Genomic DNA, 16,334 nt, shown 5'->3' on the forward strand with positions numbered 1-16,334 from the left:
ACGCGCGGGCACGCCGGGTGGCTCGGTCCGCACGGTGGGTCAGCGGCCGCACGCCGGGTGCCGCTGCCTGCACGCAGGGTCAGCGGCCCACCGCGTACGCCTGTCACCTGCTCATCTGTCATCCCGGACGGCCCAGGCCGTGGTGCCGAGCTGCCCGGTGTTGCCGAGGTCGATGCCGCCCTCCGGGGCCACGGTCTGGGGTTCGGTTCCCGGGGCCGGGGTGACCCGCAGGTAGGCGCCGTTGGTGGCGGTGACCGTCGCGTCGGTGACGGTGTTGCGCCAGACCACGGTGGTGGTCGCCGCGTCGCCGGGCCGCAGGGTGAGCGGCCGGGGGCCGGGGTCGTCGAGCAGGGTGATGGGCTCGGGGCCCTCGAAGACGCGTACGTCGAGCAGGGTGCGGTCCTCGTCGAGGACCTCCAGGGCCGGATAGCCGTTCACACGGTAGGGGGCGTCGCCGCAGTTGGTCACGGTCACGCCCAAGGCGCGCAGGCCCATCGCGGGGTTGACGCGGCCCGCCTCGACCCGTACGCCCGAGGCGGGGCACTCGCCTGGCGGCTCGGTACGGGGGTCCGCTCCGAGTGCGGGGGCGGCCGTGGCGGGCGGGGTGTCGGCCGACGGGTACGGCGGGNTGGCGCCGACGACGATCGCGAGTACCGCGTCGCCCAGGCGGAGCGACAGGCCGCTGCTGCCGCTGGCGCCGCTGCCGTGTGCGTCGTCGTACGTCATGTGATCCCCCGCATATCCGCACCCTAGGCTCCCGGACCCGCCCCCGCCTCCCCCTGGAAGACCGCATCGCAACTACTCCCCTGGTGGTAGTCGGCGGCCGGGATGGCCCGCGCGCGGCAGCCCCAACTCGCTCCGGACGTACGACGACCGGAGGCACGCGGCGGGGCCAGCATCGACCCCGTACTCACCGAACCCGTACCCACCATCGATTCCCGACCCACCACCGAACAACGGAGGCCGCGATGCCAGGCCAGTACCGCTTCACCGACCCCGTACCGCCCAGGTCCGCGACCGGGCTGACCGCCGAGGTCTTCGCCCAGGTGGCGCAGGACTTCGGGATCGAGCGGGCGCCCACCTTCGGAGTGCTGTCCGCATCCCCCGAACTGCTCGCCGCGACCTGGGCGTTGCTGCGCGAGTCCCTGCTCGCGGGCGACGCGCCACGTACCGGCAAGGAGATCGCCGCGCTCGGCGTCTCGCTCGCCAACCGCTGTCCGTTCTGTGTCGACGCCCATACGTTGTTCCTGCACGCCACGGGCGACCACCGACTCGGCGAGCACATCGCGCGTGGCGGCGTACCCGAGAACGAGCAGCACGCGCGTCTGCTGGCCTGGGCGAAGGCGACCCGCGACCCGTCCGGCGCGTCCGGCGCGTCCGGTGCGTCCGGTGCGTCCGGTGCGTCCGGTGCGTCCGGTGCGTCCGGTGCGTCCGACGAGCCGTTCCCGGCCGCGCAGGCGCCCGCGTACCTCGGCACGGTGCTCACCTTCCACTTCATCAACCGCATCGCCTCGGCGCTGCTCACCGAGAACCTGCTGCCGGGCGACGTCCAGAAGTACCGGGCCGTACGCACCCTGGCGGGCCGCTCGCTGGCCCGTACCGTGCGCCGCACCGCCGAGCCGGGCCGGAGCCTGGTCCTGCTCGACGAACCCGGCCCCGGCCCCGCCTGGGCAGCGGGCACGCCCGTCGGCCCCGCGTACGCGGCGCTGCACAACGCGGCGATGGCGGGCGCGGCTCTGCTCAGCGCCGCGGACCAGGCACTGGTACGGGACGCGGTGGCGGACTGGGACGGTACGCATCCCCCGCTCACCTGGGCCGCGCTGCCGGGCCGCGACCGGCCGGGTGCCCGCCTCGCCGTGCTGGCCGCCCTCGCGCCGTACCGGATCACCGCCGAGGACGTGACGGCCTGGCGGACCCCGCGGCACACCGACCACTGCCTGGTGCACCTGGTCGCCTACGGCGCGTTCACCGCGGTCGACCGCATCGAGACCGCGCTCGCCGCCGCCCACCACACCCCGACCCACCGAAGCTGAAGGAGACGCCATGACGACCTACCCCAAACCCGGCCAGGACATGGTCTGGAACGGTTCCGTGGGCGCACACTGGGCCGACTACGCGGACCGCTACGACGCGATGCTCGCCGAACTCAACGACCCCCTCTTCTTCGCCGCCTCGATCGACGCGCACGACCGCGTCCTGGACATCGGCTGCGGCGCGGGCGCCACCACCCGGATCGCCGCGAGCCTGGCCCCGCACGGCCACGCGGTCGGCGTCGACATCTCGCAGCCGCTGCTGACCGAGGCCCGCGCCAGGGCGGCCGCCGAGGGCGTGCCCAACACCTCGTACGAGCGCGGAGACGCCCAGGAGCACCCCTTCCCGCCGGGCTCGTACGACGTGGCGATCAGCCGGGGCGGGGTGATGTTCTTCGCCGACCACCGCGCCGCGTTCGACCATCTGGCGCGGGCGCTGCGGCCCGGTGGCCGACTGGCCTTCGTCTGCCCGCAGCCGACCGACCCGTCCAGCGACGAGGCCCGCGCCTTCGGCCTCTTCGCGAAGCTGCTTGAGGAAGGCGGCCATACGGAACCACCCGCCCCGGAGACCGTCGCCGCGCACCAGGCCATGGCCTCGCTCGCCGACCCGGACCGGGTGCGCGCGGCGCTCGGCGGCTACCAGGACGTGACGGTGACGCCGGTGACCGGGAGCTGCTTCTGGGGCGAGGATCCCGAGGACGCCGTCTCCTTCATCCTGTCCCGCACGCCGGACCGTACGGTCTCCGCCGCGACCCGGGCGGCCATGGCTCAGGCTCTGGTTCCGTATGCGACGGAGCGGGGGGTGCGACTCCGGTTCCAGGTGTGGCTGGTCACGGCGGTACGGCCGTACGGGGAGACCCACGGAGAACCCCACGGGGAACCCCGCGGGAAAATTTAGAATCAGGTCAAAACGGACACTGCTGCGATTCCCGCATCGCGGAAGCCGAGATCCAACCCCGCGAATTGCGCCTCGTAGTTCGAGAATCAACTACGAACCGAAGATCGATGGGCGTTTTGACCAGCGGATTCCAAACCGAAGAGGGCGGAGTTCGATCCTCCGGATATGGAAACCGCAGGACCTAACGTCGTCTTTATGACTCAGGTGGACACACGGCCTCCCTCTGGAGGCCAGGACAGGGACGCCCTCGCCGAGGGCGTCCCCGGCGACGGCGGCGTACGCGGCAAGGGCCTCAGCGGTAACTCACTCGGCCTCCTCGGCAGCGCCACGATCGGCGTCTCGACCGTGGCACCCGTGTACTGCCTGACCGCGACGCTGGGCCCGACCGTCAGCGAGGTCGGCCTGCAGATGCCCGCGATCTTCCTCGCCGGGTTCCTGCCGATGCTTCTGGTGGCCTTCGCCTACCGCGAGCTGCACAAGGCCGTGCCTGACTGCGGCACCTCCTTCACCTGGTCGGTCAAGGCCTTCGGCCCCCGAGTGGGCTGGATGTGCGGCTGGGGCCTGCTGGTCGCCACCGTGGTGGTGCTCTCCAACCTCGCGGGCGTCGCCACCTCCTTCTTCTGGCTACTCGCCGGCGAGGTGACCGGAAACGACTCGATCGCGGCGCTCGACGGCAACAAGGCCGTACACATCCTGACCACCCTGGTCTTCGTGGCTATCGCCACCGCCGTCAGCTACCGCGGCATCACCGCCACCAAGTGGGTCCAGTACGCGCTGGTCGGCCTGCAGCTCGCCGTACTCATCGTCTTCGTCGTGATGGCGATCGGCAAGGCCGACCAGGTCGCGGGCTCGCTGGACTTCTCCTGGTCCTGGATGAACCCCTTCGCGGTCGAGTCCTTCGCGGCCTTCACCGCGGGCCTGTCCCTCTCGATCTTCATCTACTGGGGCTGGGACACCTGCCTGTCCGTCAACGAGGAGAGCGTCGGCAGCGCCAAGACGCCGGGCCGCGCCGCCCTCCTGGCCATCGTCGTGATCGTCGCCTCGTACCTGCTGGTCGCGATCGCCTCCCAGATGTACGCGGGCATCGGCGACAAGGGCACCGGACTCGGCAACCCGGACACCGCCGACAACGTCTTCGCCGTACTCGCGGAGCCGGTCATGGGAGGCGGCCTGGGCGTCCTGCTCTTCGTCGCGGTCCTCGCCTCCGCCGCGGCCAGCCTGCAGACCACCTTCATCCCGGTCGCCCGCACCGCCCTCGCCATGGGCACCTACCAGGCCTTCCCGGCCTCCTTCGCCGAGGTGCACCCGCGCTTCAAGACCCCTGGCCGCGCCACCGTCGCGGCGGGCATCGCCACCGGCGTCTTCTACACCGTGATGACGCTGCTCAGCGAGAACGTCCTGCTGGACACCATCTACGCGCTCGGCCTGATGATCTGCTTCTACTACGCGATCACCGCCTTCGCCTGCGTCTGGTTCTTCCGCGGCGAACTGCGCCGCTCCGGGCGCGAGCTGCTGGTCAAGGGCATCCTGCCCGGCCTCGGCGGCGTGATGCTCGCCGCGGTCTTCGTCCAGACGATGTACGACATGTGGGACCCGGCGTACGGCAGCGGCTCGTCGGTGTTCGGCATCGGCTCGGTGTTCGTGATCGGCGTGGGGCTGCTGCTGCTCGGCGTGGTCCTGATGGTCGCGATGCAGCGCCGCAGCCCGGCGTTCTTCCGCGGCGAGGTGCTCACGCAGGAGACGCCTGCACTGACGGTCGAGGACTGACTCGGGAGTGGTGTTCTTCGAGGCCCGGGGCGACGCCCCGGGCCTCAAGCCTGTTGCTGAGCGGGCCGCATGTGACACTCTCGTCCCTCACATCCCACTCGCCACTGGTCACGCGTCACTCGTGATGGGTGACTCGCCACTCGCAGGAGGTGCGCGCCGTGCGTCCGCTGCCGCTCTTGCTCACCGTGCGCCTACTGCCGGTCGTGGTGCTCGCCACGGCCGGCTGGGCGTGGACGACGGGCCCGTACGCGCCGAACTCGACCCCGGCGGCGACACCGCGCCCGGCGTCCAGCCCGAGCGCCGAGGCCGCCCCCGCCTACAAGGCGCCGCCCGACCCCTGCGCGGTGGTCTCGGAAGAGACGGTCAAGGACCTCGTTCCCGGCGCCAAGCCCGCGGGCAAGGAACTGTCCCTCGCCGCCCCGAAGCGACGCAGGACCTGTTCCTGGAGTGCACTGGACGGCTTCGACTACCGGTGGCTCGATGTGTCGTACGACGTGCTGGCCTCGGAGAAGGCAGCGCGCACGGCGTACGGGAAGCGGGTGCTCGCCACGGGTGAGAACACCGGTGGGCTCGGCGACCAGGCTTCCGTCTCGGTCGACCTGACCACGGAGGACAAGCAGCAGACGCGGGAAGCGGTCGTGCTCGTACGGTCCCGCAATGCGCTGGTCACCGTTACTCACAACGGGAGCAACTTCGAGTCGCAGAAGGCGCCGGGGGCGGAGGTCATTCGGGAGGGAGCGGTTCGGGTGGTTCGGGATGCTTTGGCGGAGTTGCAGGGGGCCGGGTGAAGGCAGCGGCTTCACGGCGGGCTTCGGAGGTTCGCGGGTTTCGGGGGGCGGCCGCCAGCGAGCCCAGCGCCCGGCGTCCCGCCTCGCCGCCCGCCCCCTCGGCGAGCGCCGCCAGCAGCGCCGCGTTCATCTCCGTACGACCTCCGCGTAGTTGAGCACTTGCCAGGCCAGTACCAGTGTCGCCAGAGCCTCCAGCACGGACAGCGCGATCAGCAGCCCGCCCGCGTCCCCGTCCACCCAGAGGATGACCAGCCCGCCCAGCGGTACGAAGCAGAACGCCGTCAGGTCGACCACGCACTGGATCACCTTGCGCGATCTGCGTCGCCCGTCACCGCGATGCGCGCGCTCCCAGCCGAAGACCTCGGGGGTCCCGCCCTCGGCCCCGGCGAGCGCGGCCAGGCGCGGCCCGAGGTCCTCGCGTACGTACGCCCCGATCGCCGAGATCTTCTCGTCGTTGACCAGGTAGGTCCAGCCCAGGACGACGCAGACGGGCGGCAGCGCGAGCAGCATCAGAGCCTGGCCGGTCTGCGCGGCGGCGGCCACCACCGCCGCTACCGCCGCGAGGGTCACGTACAGCAGGTTGTCCCGGAAGCCGATGCGGGCCTTCTGCTCGTCCTTGACCGTCTGGTACTCGGTGAGCAGCAGCTGGCCGACCGTGATCCCCTGACCGGGCTGTCCCATTGCGCTCCCCCTCGGTCCATGCGCGAGCTCCCATTCTGGATCAACTCCGTTGAGCCGGCGCCCTCTTCGCGGAGATGCTCTACCGTCGTTTCCTGTGACCGACACACACCCCACCGTTGTCATCCTGACGGCGCTCCCCGTCGAGTACACCGCCGTACGTCGTCACCTCACCGGCACCATCGAGGAGCGCGTGCACGAATCCGGTACGCGGGTCGAATGCGGGCGGGTGTCCGACGCGCCGTGGACCATCGCCCTCGCGGAGATCGGCGAGGGCACCCAGAACGCGGCCGCGCTGACGGAGCGGCTCACCGCGTGGCTCGCCCCGCGAGCCGTGCTGTTCGTCGGTATCGCGGGCGGGTTGACGGACGACCTGCGGCTCGGGGACGTCGTGGTCGCCACTCGGGTGTACGCGCACCAGGGCGGCAAGCAGTCGCCGGACGGCTTCCACGCCCGGCCGCGCGCCTGGGACGCCTCGCACCGTCTCGGGCAGACCGCCCGGGCCGCGCTGCGCGGTGGGGAGTGGTCAGCGCTGGTCCACTTCAAGCCGGTCACCTCTGGCGATGTGGTGCTCAACTCCAGTGTCAGCACGCTGTCCGAGCAGCTCAAGCATCACTACAACGACGCCGTGGCGATCGAGATGGAGAGCTCGGGCATGGCGCTGGCCGCCCATCTCAACGGTGCGGTGGAGACGCTGACGATCCGTGGGATCAGCGACCGGGCGGACGGGCAGAAGCATCTGGCGGACGCGGGTGGGTCGCAGCCCCGCGCGGCGGAGCGGGCGGCGGCCGCCGCGATGGCCGTGCTGCGCAAGCAGGAACCGTTCGGAGGTGGTGCCGCGCCCGCAGGCCAGCCAGCCACCCGCCACGGCGGGGACCACATCGACTTCAGTGGCGGCACCTTCCACGGACCTGTCACGGGAAAGGTGGTCAACGGACCGCGCGACGAGGGCTGACAGCAGACCCGAGGCGGCGGCGGACGCGGCGGAGGCAGCGGAGGCGGGAGACCGGGGAGATCATCACCGCGGCCCGGTCCCGCAGGCAACCACCACGCTCCCGGCCCGGCCGATCGGTTTCACCGGCCGCGACGCCGACCTCGCGCGCGTACGCGAAGCACTCTCCCCCACCACCCCGGGCGCGCCGGTACTCATCTCCGCGGTCACCGGGATGGGCGGTATCGGCAAGACGGCTCTGGTGGTGTACGCCGCTCACGAGATGCTGTACGCGTTCCCCGGCGGCACCCTCTTCGTCGACCTGCGCGGTTACGACGACCATCCGGCGACGGCCGAGCAGACCCTGCTCGCTCTGCTGGAGGCCCTGGGCGTACGCGGAACCGATCTGCCCCGGTCGGCCGAGGCCCAACTCTCGATGTACCGCGACCTCATGGCGCAGCGGCGTCGGGCGATGCTGCTGATCCTGGACAACGCCAGCGACTCGTCACAGGTGGCCAAGCTGCTCCCGAGCAACGGCTGCCATCGGGTGCTGATCACCTCACGCGACCGGATGGACTCGTTGCCCGTACGGACCTTCGCTCTGGGGACGCTCAGCCCACGCGACGCGATCGCCCTGCTGCGGGCCGCGCTCGAAGCCAGGGACGATACGGATGAGCGGGCGTCCCGTGAGCCGGAGGCCCTGCGCGAACTCGCCGCGCTGTGCGGCCATTTGCCGTTGGCTCTGCAGATCGCGGCGGCCCTGCTCGCCCGACGCCGCCACCGTGAGATCTCTTCCCTGGTGGCCGATCTACGGACCTCCAACCGCGTGGACGCTCTCCGGAGTCAGGGTGTTGACCAGTACGACAAACCTCTGGTGCTGCAGCCTGTGTTCGAGGCTTCGTACCGTCGGCTCTCCGATGGCGAGGCCAGGTTGCTGCGGCTGCTGGGCGCGGCACCGGGAACGGAGACGAGCACGGACGCGGCTGCCGCGATGGCCGGGCTCAGTCCGGACGAGACGGTGGCGCTGCTGGAGGAACTCGCCGCCACGCACTTGGTGGCCGAGGTCCGTGCCGCTCACGGGCCGCGCTGGCGGCTGCACAGCCTCGTCCGGGAGTTCGCCGCGGGTCCGTGCGGCGGGGACGATGAAGTCGGGGATGCCCGGGAGCGGTTGCTGGGGTTCTACCGGCGGTGGGCGGGTGCGGCGGATGATCACCTGCGGGCGTTGCCCGGAGATCCGATGCCGAGGCGCTTCGCGGGACGCGGGGCGGCCTTGGCCTGGCTGGACAGTGAGCGAGCGAACCTGGTGGCGGCGGTTCAGTGGGCCGAGGAGGACCGGTTCGCCGAGGACGCCGTCCAGCTGTCCCTGCGCCTGGCCGAATACCTGGACTGGCGGCGGCACTTCGGCGACAAGGTCATGGTGTGCCGGGTGGCGCAGACCGCCGCCGCGCGGAGCGACGACCGTGACAGCGAGGCCAAGGTGTGGAACAACCTCGGCAGCGCCCTCCGCATGGTCGGCAAGGCCTCGGAGGCCGTTGAGGCGCTGACCCGGGCCCGCGACATCCACCGACACACCGGCGACCGCGACAACGAGGGCATCGCGTGGAACAACCTGGGCAACGCACTCCTCGCGGACGGACAGACCGCGAAAGCCGTCGAGGCGCATACCGAGGCCCGCCGCATCCACGAGTCCACCGGTGACCGGAACCGCGAGGCCATGGCATGGAACAACCTCGGTATCGCTCTGCTCGCGGGGGGACAGACCGCGGCAGCCATCGACGCGGTCACCCGGGCCCGCGACATCCACCAGCACACCGGCGACCGCAACAACGAAGGTCACGCGTGGAACAACCTCGGCCTCGTGCTGCGTGCGGTGGGACGGACACCGGAAGCCATAGAGGCGTTCGACAGGTCCGTGGAGATCAATGAGGGCGCGGAGAACTGGTACGGGATGGGCCAGAGTCTGAGCGAACTCGCCCACGCCCACGAGGTCGCCGGCGACTCGGCTGCCGCGCGCGCGGCCTGTCTCCGGGCCGCCGAAGCCTACGACCGCGCACGCGCCACTCCCGAGGCCACCGAAGCCCGCCGCCGCGCGGCCGAGCTCCAGCCCTTCGCCTAAGAACGCTCCCGTCCCATCCGCATCAGCGCCACGTACACCACCAGCGAAGCCGCCAGTCCGACCGCCCATCCGTAGTCCGCGAGCGGCTCCAGCAACGGGATCAGGCCGTCCTGCGGGAACGGCCCCTTCCCGGGCTCCGAGTGCGACCCGCCCACGGCCAGTACGGCACCCAACCCGAACGCCGCCACCGCCCGCCAGTTCCAGCCCGAGTCGTACCAGTACCGGCCCTCCCCCTTGTAGAGGTCGGCCAGTTCCAGATGGGTGCGGCGCAGGATCCAGTAGTCGGCGATCAGAATCCCCGCGACCGTGCCGAGCAGGCCGCCCACCGTGCCCAGCCAGGTGAAGATGTAGAAGTCGGGGTTCTCGATGAGCTTCCAGGGGAAGATCAGCACGCCGATGAAGCAGGCGATCAGCGCCCCCGTACGGAAGTTGATGAGCTTGGGGGCGAGGTTGGACAGGTCGTACGCGGGACTGACCAGGTTCGCCGCGATGTTGGTGGAGAGGGTCGCGAGCAGGATGACCAGCAGCGCGAAGATCACCCCGGCCGTGCTGTCCATCCGCGCCGCCAGCTCGCTCGGGTCCCAGATCGGCTCGCCGTACACCGCCTGCGAGCCGGAGGTGACCAGCACCGAGAGCAGGGCGAAGGCTGCCATGGTGGTCGGCAGGCCGAGGCTCTGGCCCCAGACCTGCGCCCGCTGACCGGCCCCGAAGCGTGTGAAGTCGGGGATGTTGAGCGACAGTGTGGACCAGAAGCCGATCATGCCCATCAGGGCCGGGAAGAAGACCTTCCAGAAGTCGGCTCCCCAGCCCAGTTCGGAGGGCTGGTCAAGGAGCGGGCCGAAGCCGCCCGCTTTGTCGGCGATCCACACCAGCAGCGCGACCGCGCCCGCGAGCATCAGCGGCGCCGCCCAGTTCTCCAGGCGGCGTACGGCCTCCATGCCGCGCAGGATGACCAGGATCTCGATGGCGAAGAAGAGGAGGAAGCACAGCCATTGGGTGAGCGGGTAGCCGCCGATGCGGTCCGCGTCGGTCCACCAGCTTCCGGCGCCGAAGATCTTTCCGGCCAGGAAGTAGATGGACGCGCCGCCGATCCAGGTCTGGATGCCGAACCAGGCGCAGGCCACCAGGCCGCGCAGCAGCGCCGGGAGGTTGGCGCCCACGACGCCGAAGGAGGCGCGGGCCAGGACCGGGAAGGGGATGCCGTACTTGGGGCCCGCGTGGCCGGTGAGCAGCATCGGCAGCAGGACGATCACGTTGCCGAGCGCGATCGTGAGGACGGCCTGCTTCCAGTCCATGCCGAGGGCGACCAGACCGGCGGCCAGCGTCCAGGAGGGGACGTTGACCGCCATGCCGATCCACAGGGCGGCGAAGTTGTACGTCGTCCAGGTGCGCTCGGCGAGCGGTACGGGATGCAGGTCGCTGTTGGCGTAGCGGCTGTCGGGCGGATAGGCGCCGGGGCTCAGCTCGACCCGGCCGTCGGCGGCGGTGGACTGGGATATTCCGGTGGTGGGTGGAGGTCCTGGAGGAGCGGTGTCGGTCATGGGCAGCCCAACTCGGTTCGGGGAACGGTGGGTTCAGCTCAGCGCGGAGGACGGCGGGTTCAGCTCAGCGCGGGGATGATCTCCGAGCCGTACGTGTCGATGACCGCCTCGCGCGCGTCGTGCATCGCGTACACCGCGAACTGGTCGACGCCGAGCTCGCGCAGCGCCTGGAGCTTCTCGATGTGTGCCGAGGCCGGGCCGATCAGGCAGAAGCGGTCCACGATCTCGTCGGGGACGAAGGCGGTGTCGGGGTTTCCGGCGCGGCCGTGGTGGCTGTAGTCGTAGCCCTTGCGGGCCTTGATGTACTCGGTGAGGGCTTCGGGTACGAGGTCGGAGTGCTCGCCGTATTTGGCGACCAGGTCGGCGACGTGGTTGCCGACCATCCCGCCGAACCAGCGGCACTGCTCGCGCGCGTGGGCGAGGGCCTGGGGCGAGTCGTCGTCGCTGACGTAGGCGGGTGCGGCGACGCAGATCTTCACCGCGGCCGGGTCCCGTCCGGCGGCCTCGGCCGCGTCCCGTACCGCCTTGATCATCCACTCGGTGAGGAAGGGGTCGGCGAGCTGGAGGATGAATCCGTCGGCCTTCTGTCCCGCGAGGGCGAGGGCCTTGGGGCCGTACGCCGCCATCCAGACGGGCAGTTTGCCGTCGCGCACCCAGGGCAGCCGCAGGGTCTGGCCGCCGACGTCGGCCTCCCGGCCCTCGGCCAGGTCGCGGATGACGCCGATCGCCTCGCCGAGGCGGGCCAGGGTGTTCGGCTTGCGTCCGGCGACCCGCATCGCGGAGTCTCCGCGCCCGATGCCGCAGATCGTGCGGTTGCCGTACATGTCGTTCAGGGTGGCGAAGGTGGAGGCGGTGACCTCCCAGGTGCGGGTGCCGGGGTTGGTGACCATCGGGCCGACGGTGAGCTTCTCGGTGTGCTCCAGGATGCGGCTGTAGATGACGAACGGCTCCTGCCACAGGACGGCGGAGTCGAAGGTCCAGCCGTAGCGGAAGCCGTTGCGCTCCGCGCGTCGCATCAGTCCGACGACCGCGGAGCCGGGCGGGTCGGTCTGCAGGACGAGTCCGAAGTCCATGACGCTCACTCCTAGTTCAGGTGCTGGCCGAGTTCAGGTACTGGCCTAGTTCAGGCGCTGGCCTAGTTCAGGTACTGGCTGGTGGAGCGGGGTGTGTACACGCCGTGTCCGGCGCGGCCGGTGAACTCGCGTCCGTCGATGACCAGTTCGCCGCGGGAGAGCACCGTCTGGACCTGGCCCGTCACGCGCTTGCCCTCGTACGCCGAGTAGTCGACGTTCATGTGGTGGGTGTCGGCCGACATGGTCTGTTCGGCGGCCGGGTCGTAGATCACCACGTCCGCGTCGGCGCCGGGGGCGATGGTGCCCTTCTTCGGGTAGAGGCCGAACATCCGGGCCGGGGCGGCGCAGGCGATCTCGATCCAGCGGCGGCGGGTGATGTGCCCGTCGAGTACGGCCTGGTGGAGGAGGTCCATGCGGTTCTCGACGCCCGGCAGGCCGTTGGGGATCTTGGAGAAGTCGCCGCGGCCCAGTTCCTTCTGGCCGACGAAGCAGAAGGGGCAGTGGTCGGTGGAGACGACCTGCAGGTCGTTGGTGCGCAGGCCGCGCCACAGCGCCGCCTGGTGCTCCTTGGGGCGCAGCGGGGTTGAGCACACGTACTTGGCGCCGTGGAAGTCCGGCTCGGCGAGGTTGTCGGTGGAGAGGAACAGGTACTGCGGGCAGGTTTCGCCGAAGACGGGCAGGCCCTTGTCGCGGGCGGCCGCGAGTTCGGCGACGGCTTCCTCGGCCGAGACGTGCACGACGTACAGCGGGGCGCCCGCGACGCGGGCGAGCTGGATCGCGCGGTGGGTGGCCTCGGCTTCGAGCAGGACCTTGCGGACCTCGCCGTGGTAGCGGGGGTCGGTCTCGCCGCGGGCGAGTGCCTGGGCCACCAGGACGTCGATCGCGATGCCGTTCTCTGCGTGCATCATGATCAGCCCGCCGTTGGTGGCCGAGCGCTGCATGGCGCGCAGTACCTGGCCGTCGTCGCTGTAGAAGACGCCGGGGTACGCCATGAAGAGTTTGAAGGAGGTGATGCCCTCCTCGACCAGGAGGTCCATCTCCTTCAGGGACGACTCGTTGACGTCCGAGAGGATCATGTGGAAGCCGTAGTCGATGGCGCACTTGCCGTCCGCCTTGGCGTACCAGGCGTCCAGGCCCTCGCGCAGTGCGCGGCCCTGGGCCTGTACCGCGAAGTCCACGATGGTGGTGGTGCCGCCCCAGGCGGCGGCCCGGGTGCCGGTCTCGAAGGAGTCGGATGCGAAGGTGCCGCCGAACGGCAGTTCCATGTGGGTGTGGGCGTCGACGCCGCCGGGGATGACGTACCGGCCGGTCGCGTCGATCACCCGGTCCGCGGTCCAGGCGGCCGCGGCGTCGGTGCCGTGGGCGGCGAGTGCCGCGATCCGGCCGTCCTCGATCAGGACGTCGGCGTGGGTCTCTTCGGCGGCGGTGATGACGAGTCCGCCGCGGATCAGGGTGCGGGTACTCATAGGGGGTGCGCTCCCTTTCGTGCGGAGATTCTGGTCGTACGGGGATGGGGCGGGCCGGAACAGGGCGGCGCGCGGCGGGCGTACGGGACGGCCGGTCACCGGCACCGCCCCGTGAACTAGACGCTGTGCAGCGCCCTTTCCAGCACCGCCGCGCCCTCTTCGGCCTCCGCGACGGTGAGCGACAGCGGTGGCGCGATCCGGAGCACGCTGGTGTGGTGGCCGCCGCCCTTGCCGATCAGGACACCGCCTTCGCGGGCCGCTTCGAGCACCGCGGACGCCAGCTCGGGGGCGGGCTCGTCGGTGCCCGGCCTGACCAGTTCGATGCCGATCATCAGGCCCCGGCCGCGTACCTCGCGTACGCACGCGGCGCCCGCCCCGACGGCCCGCATCCGCTCCAGGAGGAGTCCACCGACCCGGCGCGCGTTGCCCGGCAGGTCGTGTTCCAGGAGGTAGCCGAGGTTGGCGAGGCCCGCGGCCATGGTGACCGGCGAGCCGCCGAAGGTCGAGATGGAGTTGGCGTCCAGGCAGTTCATGACCTCGGCGCGGGCGACCACGCCGCCGATCGACATGCCGTTGCCGATGCCCTTGGCGAAGGTGAGGATGTCCGGCGGGCCGCTCGCGGCGTGGGCCTGCCAGCCCCAGAAGTGGTCGCCGGTGCGGCCCCAGCCGGTCTGCACCTCGTCCGAGATCCACAGGATGCCGCGGGCGGCGAGCACCTCGCGGAACGCGGCGTACAGCCCGTCGGGCGGCGAGGTGAAGCCGCCGACGCCCTGGACGGGTTCGGCGATCAGGGCGGCGGGGAGGCGCCCGTGACCCAGGAGGTCTTCCAGGTCGGCGACGCAGGCCGCGATGAAGTCGGCGTCGGAGAGTCCGGCGTACGGGCCTCGGGTGCGGACGCCGCCGTGCACGTACAGCGTCTGCAGCGGGGACAGGCCGGTCGGCGACCAGGAGCGGTTGCCGGTGATGCCGACGGCGCTGAAGGAGCGGCCGTGGTAGCTGTTGCGCATCGCCAGAATGGAGCTCGACCTGCGGTACTCGGTGGCCAGCAGCAGGGCCGTGTCGTTGGCCTCGGTGCCTGACGTCGTGAAGAAGACGCGGGCGTCGGGGATGCCGGACAGGGCGGCGATCCGCTCGGCCAGCTCGACCATGGGGCGGTCCAGGTAGAGCGTGGAGGAGTGGATGATCCGGCCGGCCTGATCGGCGACGGCCTTGGTGACCTCGGGCAGCGCGTGCGCGGTCATGGTGGTGAGGATGCCGCCGAAGAAGTCGAGGTACCGGGTGCCGTCGGCGCCCCAGACGTGGCGGCCCTCGCCGTGGGTGAGCTCGATGGGGTCCTCGTAGTAGAGCGCCAGCCAGTTGGGCAGGACGGCCTTGTGGCGGCCATACAGATCGGTCACGGCTGCACCAGCCCTTCGTACGCGTCGGGGCGGCGGTCCCGGTAGAACGCCCACTGGTTGCGTACTTCGTCGATGAGGCCGAAGTCCAGGTCGCGGACGAGGAGTTCCTCGGCCTTGTCGCTGGCGGTCTCGCCGACGAACTGGCCGCGCGGGTCCACGAAGTAGCTGGTGCCGTAGAAGTCGTTGTCGCCGTACTCCTCCTGGCCGACGCGGTTGATCGCGGCGATGTAGTACTCGTTGGCGACGGCGGCTGCGGGCTGTTCCAGCTGCCAGAGGTAGGCCGACAGGCCGCGCGATGTGGCCGAGGGGTTGTAGACCAGCTGGGCGCCGTTCAGGCCCAGTTGGCGCCAGCCCTCGGGGAAGTGCCGGTCGTAGCAGATGTAGACGCCGACCCGGCCGACGGCGGTGTCGAAGACGGGCCAGCCGAGGTTGCCCGGCTTGAAGTAGTACTTCTCCCAGAAGCCCTTGACCTGCGGGATGTGGTGCTTGCGGTACTTGCCGAGGTAGGAGCCGTCGGCGTCGATCACGGCCGCGGTGTTGTAGTAGAAGCCGGACTGCTCGACCTCGAAGACGGGGACCACGATGACCATGCCGGTCTCCCGGGCGAGGTCCTGCATCCGGCGTACGGTGGGCCCGTCCGGGACCGGCTCGGCCCAGCGGTAGTGCTCCTCCTCCTGCACCTGGCAGAAGTACGGGGCGTTGAACACCTCCTGGAAGCCGATGACCTTGGCGCCCTGGCGGGCGGCTTCCCTGGCGTGTTCCTCGTGTTTGGCGATCATGGACTCGGTGTCGCCTGTCCAGGTCGCCTGGACCAGTGCGGCGCGTACGACGTTGGTCATGAGCTGCTCCTTCGACGGGACGTCAGAGAGCCTCTACGCCCGTAGAGTCGAGGCGTTGAGGGACGAACGTAAGCCCCGTCACAGCGCTGGGCAAGACCATCGTCGTTAACCGGCTGAGTCGATCATGTTTCGCACCCGAGCGGGTGAGAAGTGGGCGCGCCGCGGCTTCGGGCACGCACCGGGTGGCGAACTCGGTCAGGCGGTGAGCCCGGACACGCGCAGCGCGTGGGTGAGGTCGCGGTGGCGCTCACCTGACACGGCGCGCGCGGTGTCCAGCAGGCGCGGCACCAGGCGTTGCGGGTCGCCCTGGGCGATGCTCGCCGACTCCTCGGGCGTACGGACCCGGACGTACGCCTCCAGGAGCGCGTCGGCCTCGCGGCCGCGGCCCGCGTCGTCGAGGGCCAGTACGGCCACGGCGATCTCGGGGGCGGGGCGGGCGGCGCCCTGGCGCAGCAGCTGGCGGCAGTCGTCGGTGCGGCCCGCCGCGGCCAGCGCGTCGGCGGCCGCGGCCAGGTGGTCGGGCGGCAGGGATGCGACCTCCCACAGCAGGGTCGACCAGTCGGCGCCGAGCCCGGCGCGGTACAGCTCGGCGGCGAGCAGCGGCAGCCGGGCGGCGGGCCACTGGGCGGCGTCGCAGAGTACGGCGTGCGCCTCGCCGCTGCGGCCTTCGCCGCGCAGGGCGATCAGGGCGGCGACGGCGTCGGCGGTGGCGCGGGGTGCCCAGTCGTCGGGGTGGGATGCCTGGTGGGACGGTTCGTCGTGCTCGGCGAGGCCGGCGTAGCGGGCGCCGCGTGGGGTCGGGTCCGCGGC

Annotated in this window: 13 protein-coding genes and 1 pseudogene; 6 read left to right on the plus strand and 8 right to left on the minus strand. The window is 71.0% G+C overall.

Annotated elements, in window-relative coordinates:
• Positions 1–111: 111 nt before the first annotated feature.
• Positions 112–726 carry a DUF4232 domain-containing protein gene (locus U9R90_RS05980; protein WP_411055328.1) on the minus strand — a complete coding sequence of 205 codons (615 nt, stop codon included), beginning with the start codon at positions 724–726 and terminating at the stop codon, positions 112–114.
• 242 nt (positions 727–968) lie between these two features.
• Between U9R90_RS05980 and U9R90_RS05985 the strand changes: the two genes are divergently transcribed.
• From U9R90_RS05985 to U9R90_RS06000, 4 genes are all read left to right on the plus strand, one after another.
• Positions 969–2,033 (plus strand): carboxymuconolactone decarboxylase family protein, encoded by a 1,065-nt coding sequence (locus U9R90_RS05985; protein ID WP_411055329.1) that lies wholly within the window; start codon positions 969–971, stop codon positions 2,031–2,033.
• 10 nt (positions 2,034–2,043) lie between these two features.
• Entirely contained in the window at positions 2,044–2,928 is an 885-nt protein-coding gene (locus tag U9R90_RS05990; RefSeq protein WP_411055330.1) for a class I SAM-dependent methyltransferase, read from the plus strand.
• A 195-nt stretch (positions 2,929–3,123) separates the two neighbouring features.
• A complete protein-coding gene (locus U9R90_RS05995; RefSeq protein ID WP_411055331.1) occupies positions 3,124–4,695 on the plus strand; it encodes an APC family permease in 1,572 nt (523 codons plus the stop codon).
• Between the two features lie 149 nt (positions 4,696–4,844).
• Complete coding sequence (locus U9R90_RS06000) at positions 4,845–5,483, plus strand: hypothetical protein (protein WP_411055332.1); 639 nt, start codon at positions 4,845–4,847, stop codon at positions 5,481–5,483.
• Between the two features lie 126 nt (positions 5,484–5,609).
• On the opposite strand, the gene U9R90_RS06005 is transcribed toward U9R90_RS06000, so the two are convergent.
• On the minus strand, positions 5,610–6,164 hold the full coding sequence (locus U9R90_RS06005; protein ID WP_411055333.1) for a hypothetical protein: 555 nt from the start codon (positions 6,162–6,164) through the stop codon (positions 5,610–5,612).
• A 94-nt stretch (positions 6,165–6,258) separates the two neighbouring features.
• Here U9R90_RS06005 and U9R90_RS06010 point away from each other — a divergent pair, with 94 nt between their 5' ends.
• Positions 6,259–7,116: a nucleosidase gene (locus U9R90_RS06010; protein ID WP_411055334.1), complete on the plus strand. Its 858-nt coding sequence runs from the start codon at positions 6,259–6,261 to the stop codon at positions 7,114–7,116.
• Positions 7,052–9,208, plus strand: a complete 2,157-nt coding sequence (locus U9R90_RS06015) for an ATP-binding protein (protein ID WP_411055335.1) — start codon at positions 7,052–7,054, stop codon at positions 9,206–9,208. Before U9R90_RS06010 ends, U9R90_RS06015 begins: the two co-directional genes overlap by 65 nt.
• Here U9R90_RS06015 and U9R90_RS06020 read toward each other — a convergent pair.
• The 6 genes and pseudogenes from U9R90_RS06020 to U9R90_RS06045 form a co-directional block, all read right to left on the minus strand.
• The gene (locus U9R90_RS06020) at positions 9,205–10,749 is read right to left on the minus strand and encodes an NCS1 family nucleobase:cation symporter-1 (protein WP_411055336.1); all 1,545 of its coding nucleotides are present in this window, start codon (positions 10,747–10,749) and stop codon (positions 9,205–9,207) included. The genes U9R90_RS06015 and U9R90_RS06020 overlap by 4 nt on opposite strands.
• 59 nt (positions 10,750–10,808) lie before the next feature.
• Positions 10,809–11,822: a TIGR03842 family LLM class F420-dependent oxidoreductase gene (locus tag U9R90_RS06025; RefSeq protein WP_411055337.1), complete on the minus strand. Its 1,014-nt coding sequence runs from the start codon at positions 11,820–11,822 to the stop codon at positions 10,809–10,811.
• Positions 11,823–11,884: 62 nt separating this feature from the next.
• The gene (gene hydA / locus U9R90_RS06030; protein WP_411055338.1) at positions 11,885–13,288 is read right to left on the minus strand and encodes a dihydropyrimidinase; all 1,404 of its coding nucleotides are present in this window, start codon (positions 13,286–13,288) and stop codon (positions 11,885–11,887) included.
• 116 nt (positions 13,289–13,404) lie between these two features.
• Complete coding sequence (locus tag U9R90_RS06035; protein WP_411055339.1) at positions 13,405–14,685, minus strand: aspartate aminotransferase family protein; 1,281 nt, start codon at positions 14,683–14,685, stop codon at positions 13,405–13,407.
• Positions 14,682–15,524 (minus strand): nitrilase-related carbon-nitrogen hydrolase, encoded by an 843-nt coding sequence (locus U9R90_RS06040; protein ID WP_411055340.1) that lies wholly within the window; start codon positions 15,522–15,524, stop codon positions 14,682–14,684. The genes U9R90_RS06035 and U9R90_RS06040 overlap by 4 nt, the downstream gene beginning before the upstream one ends.
• A 195-nt stretch (positions 15,525–15,719) precedes the next feature.
• A pseudogene (locus U9R90_RS06045) lies at positions 15,720–16,334 on the minus strand (hypothetical protein); the annotation flags it as partial.

Origin of the sequence: Streptomyces sp. E11-3, assembly GCF_046540415.1 — a bacterium.
Classification (GTDB): Bacteria; Actinomycetota; Actinomycetes; order Streptomycetales; family Streptomycetaceae; genus Streptomyces.

Bases quoted from the DNA above. Each gene is read 5' to 3' on its own strand.
- U9R90_RS05985 (WP_411055329.1), top strand. From the start codon at position 969: ATGCCAGGCCAGTACCGCTTCACCGACCCCGTACCGCCCAGGTCCGCG.
- U9R90_RS05990 (WP_411055330.1), top strand. From the start codon at position 2,044: ATGACGACCTACCCCAAACCCGGCCAGGACATGGTCTGGAACGGTTCC.
- U9R90_RS05995 (WP_411055331.1), top strand. From the start codon at position 3,124: ATGACTCAGGTGGACACACGGCCTCCCTCTGGAGGCCAGGACAGGGAC.
- U9R90_RS06005 (WP_411055333.1), bottom strand. From the start codon at position 6,164: ATGGGACAGCCCGGTCAGGGGATCACGGTCGGCCAGCTGCTGCTCACC.
- U9R90_RS06020 (WP_411055336.1), bottom strand. From the start codon at position 10,749: ATGACCGACACCGCTCCTCCAGGACCTCCACCCACCACCGGAATATCC.
- U9R90_RS06025 (WP_411055337.1), bottom strand. From the start codon at position 11,822: ATGGACTTCGGACTCGTCCTGCAGACCGACCCGCCCGGCTCCGCGGTC.
- hydA (WP_411055338.1), bottom strand. From the start codon at position 13,288: ATGAGTACCCGCACCCTGATCCGCGGCGGACTCGTCATCACCGCCGCC.
- U9R90_RS06040 (WP_411055340.1), bottom strand. From the start codon at position 15,524: ATGACCAACGTCGTACGCGCCGCACTGGTCCAGGCGACCTGGACAGGC.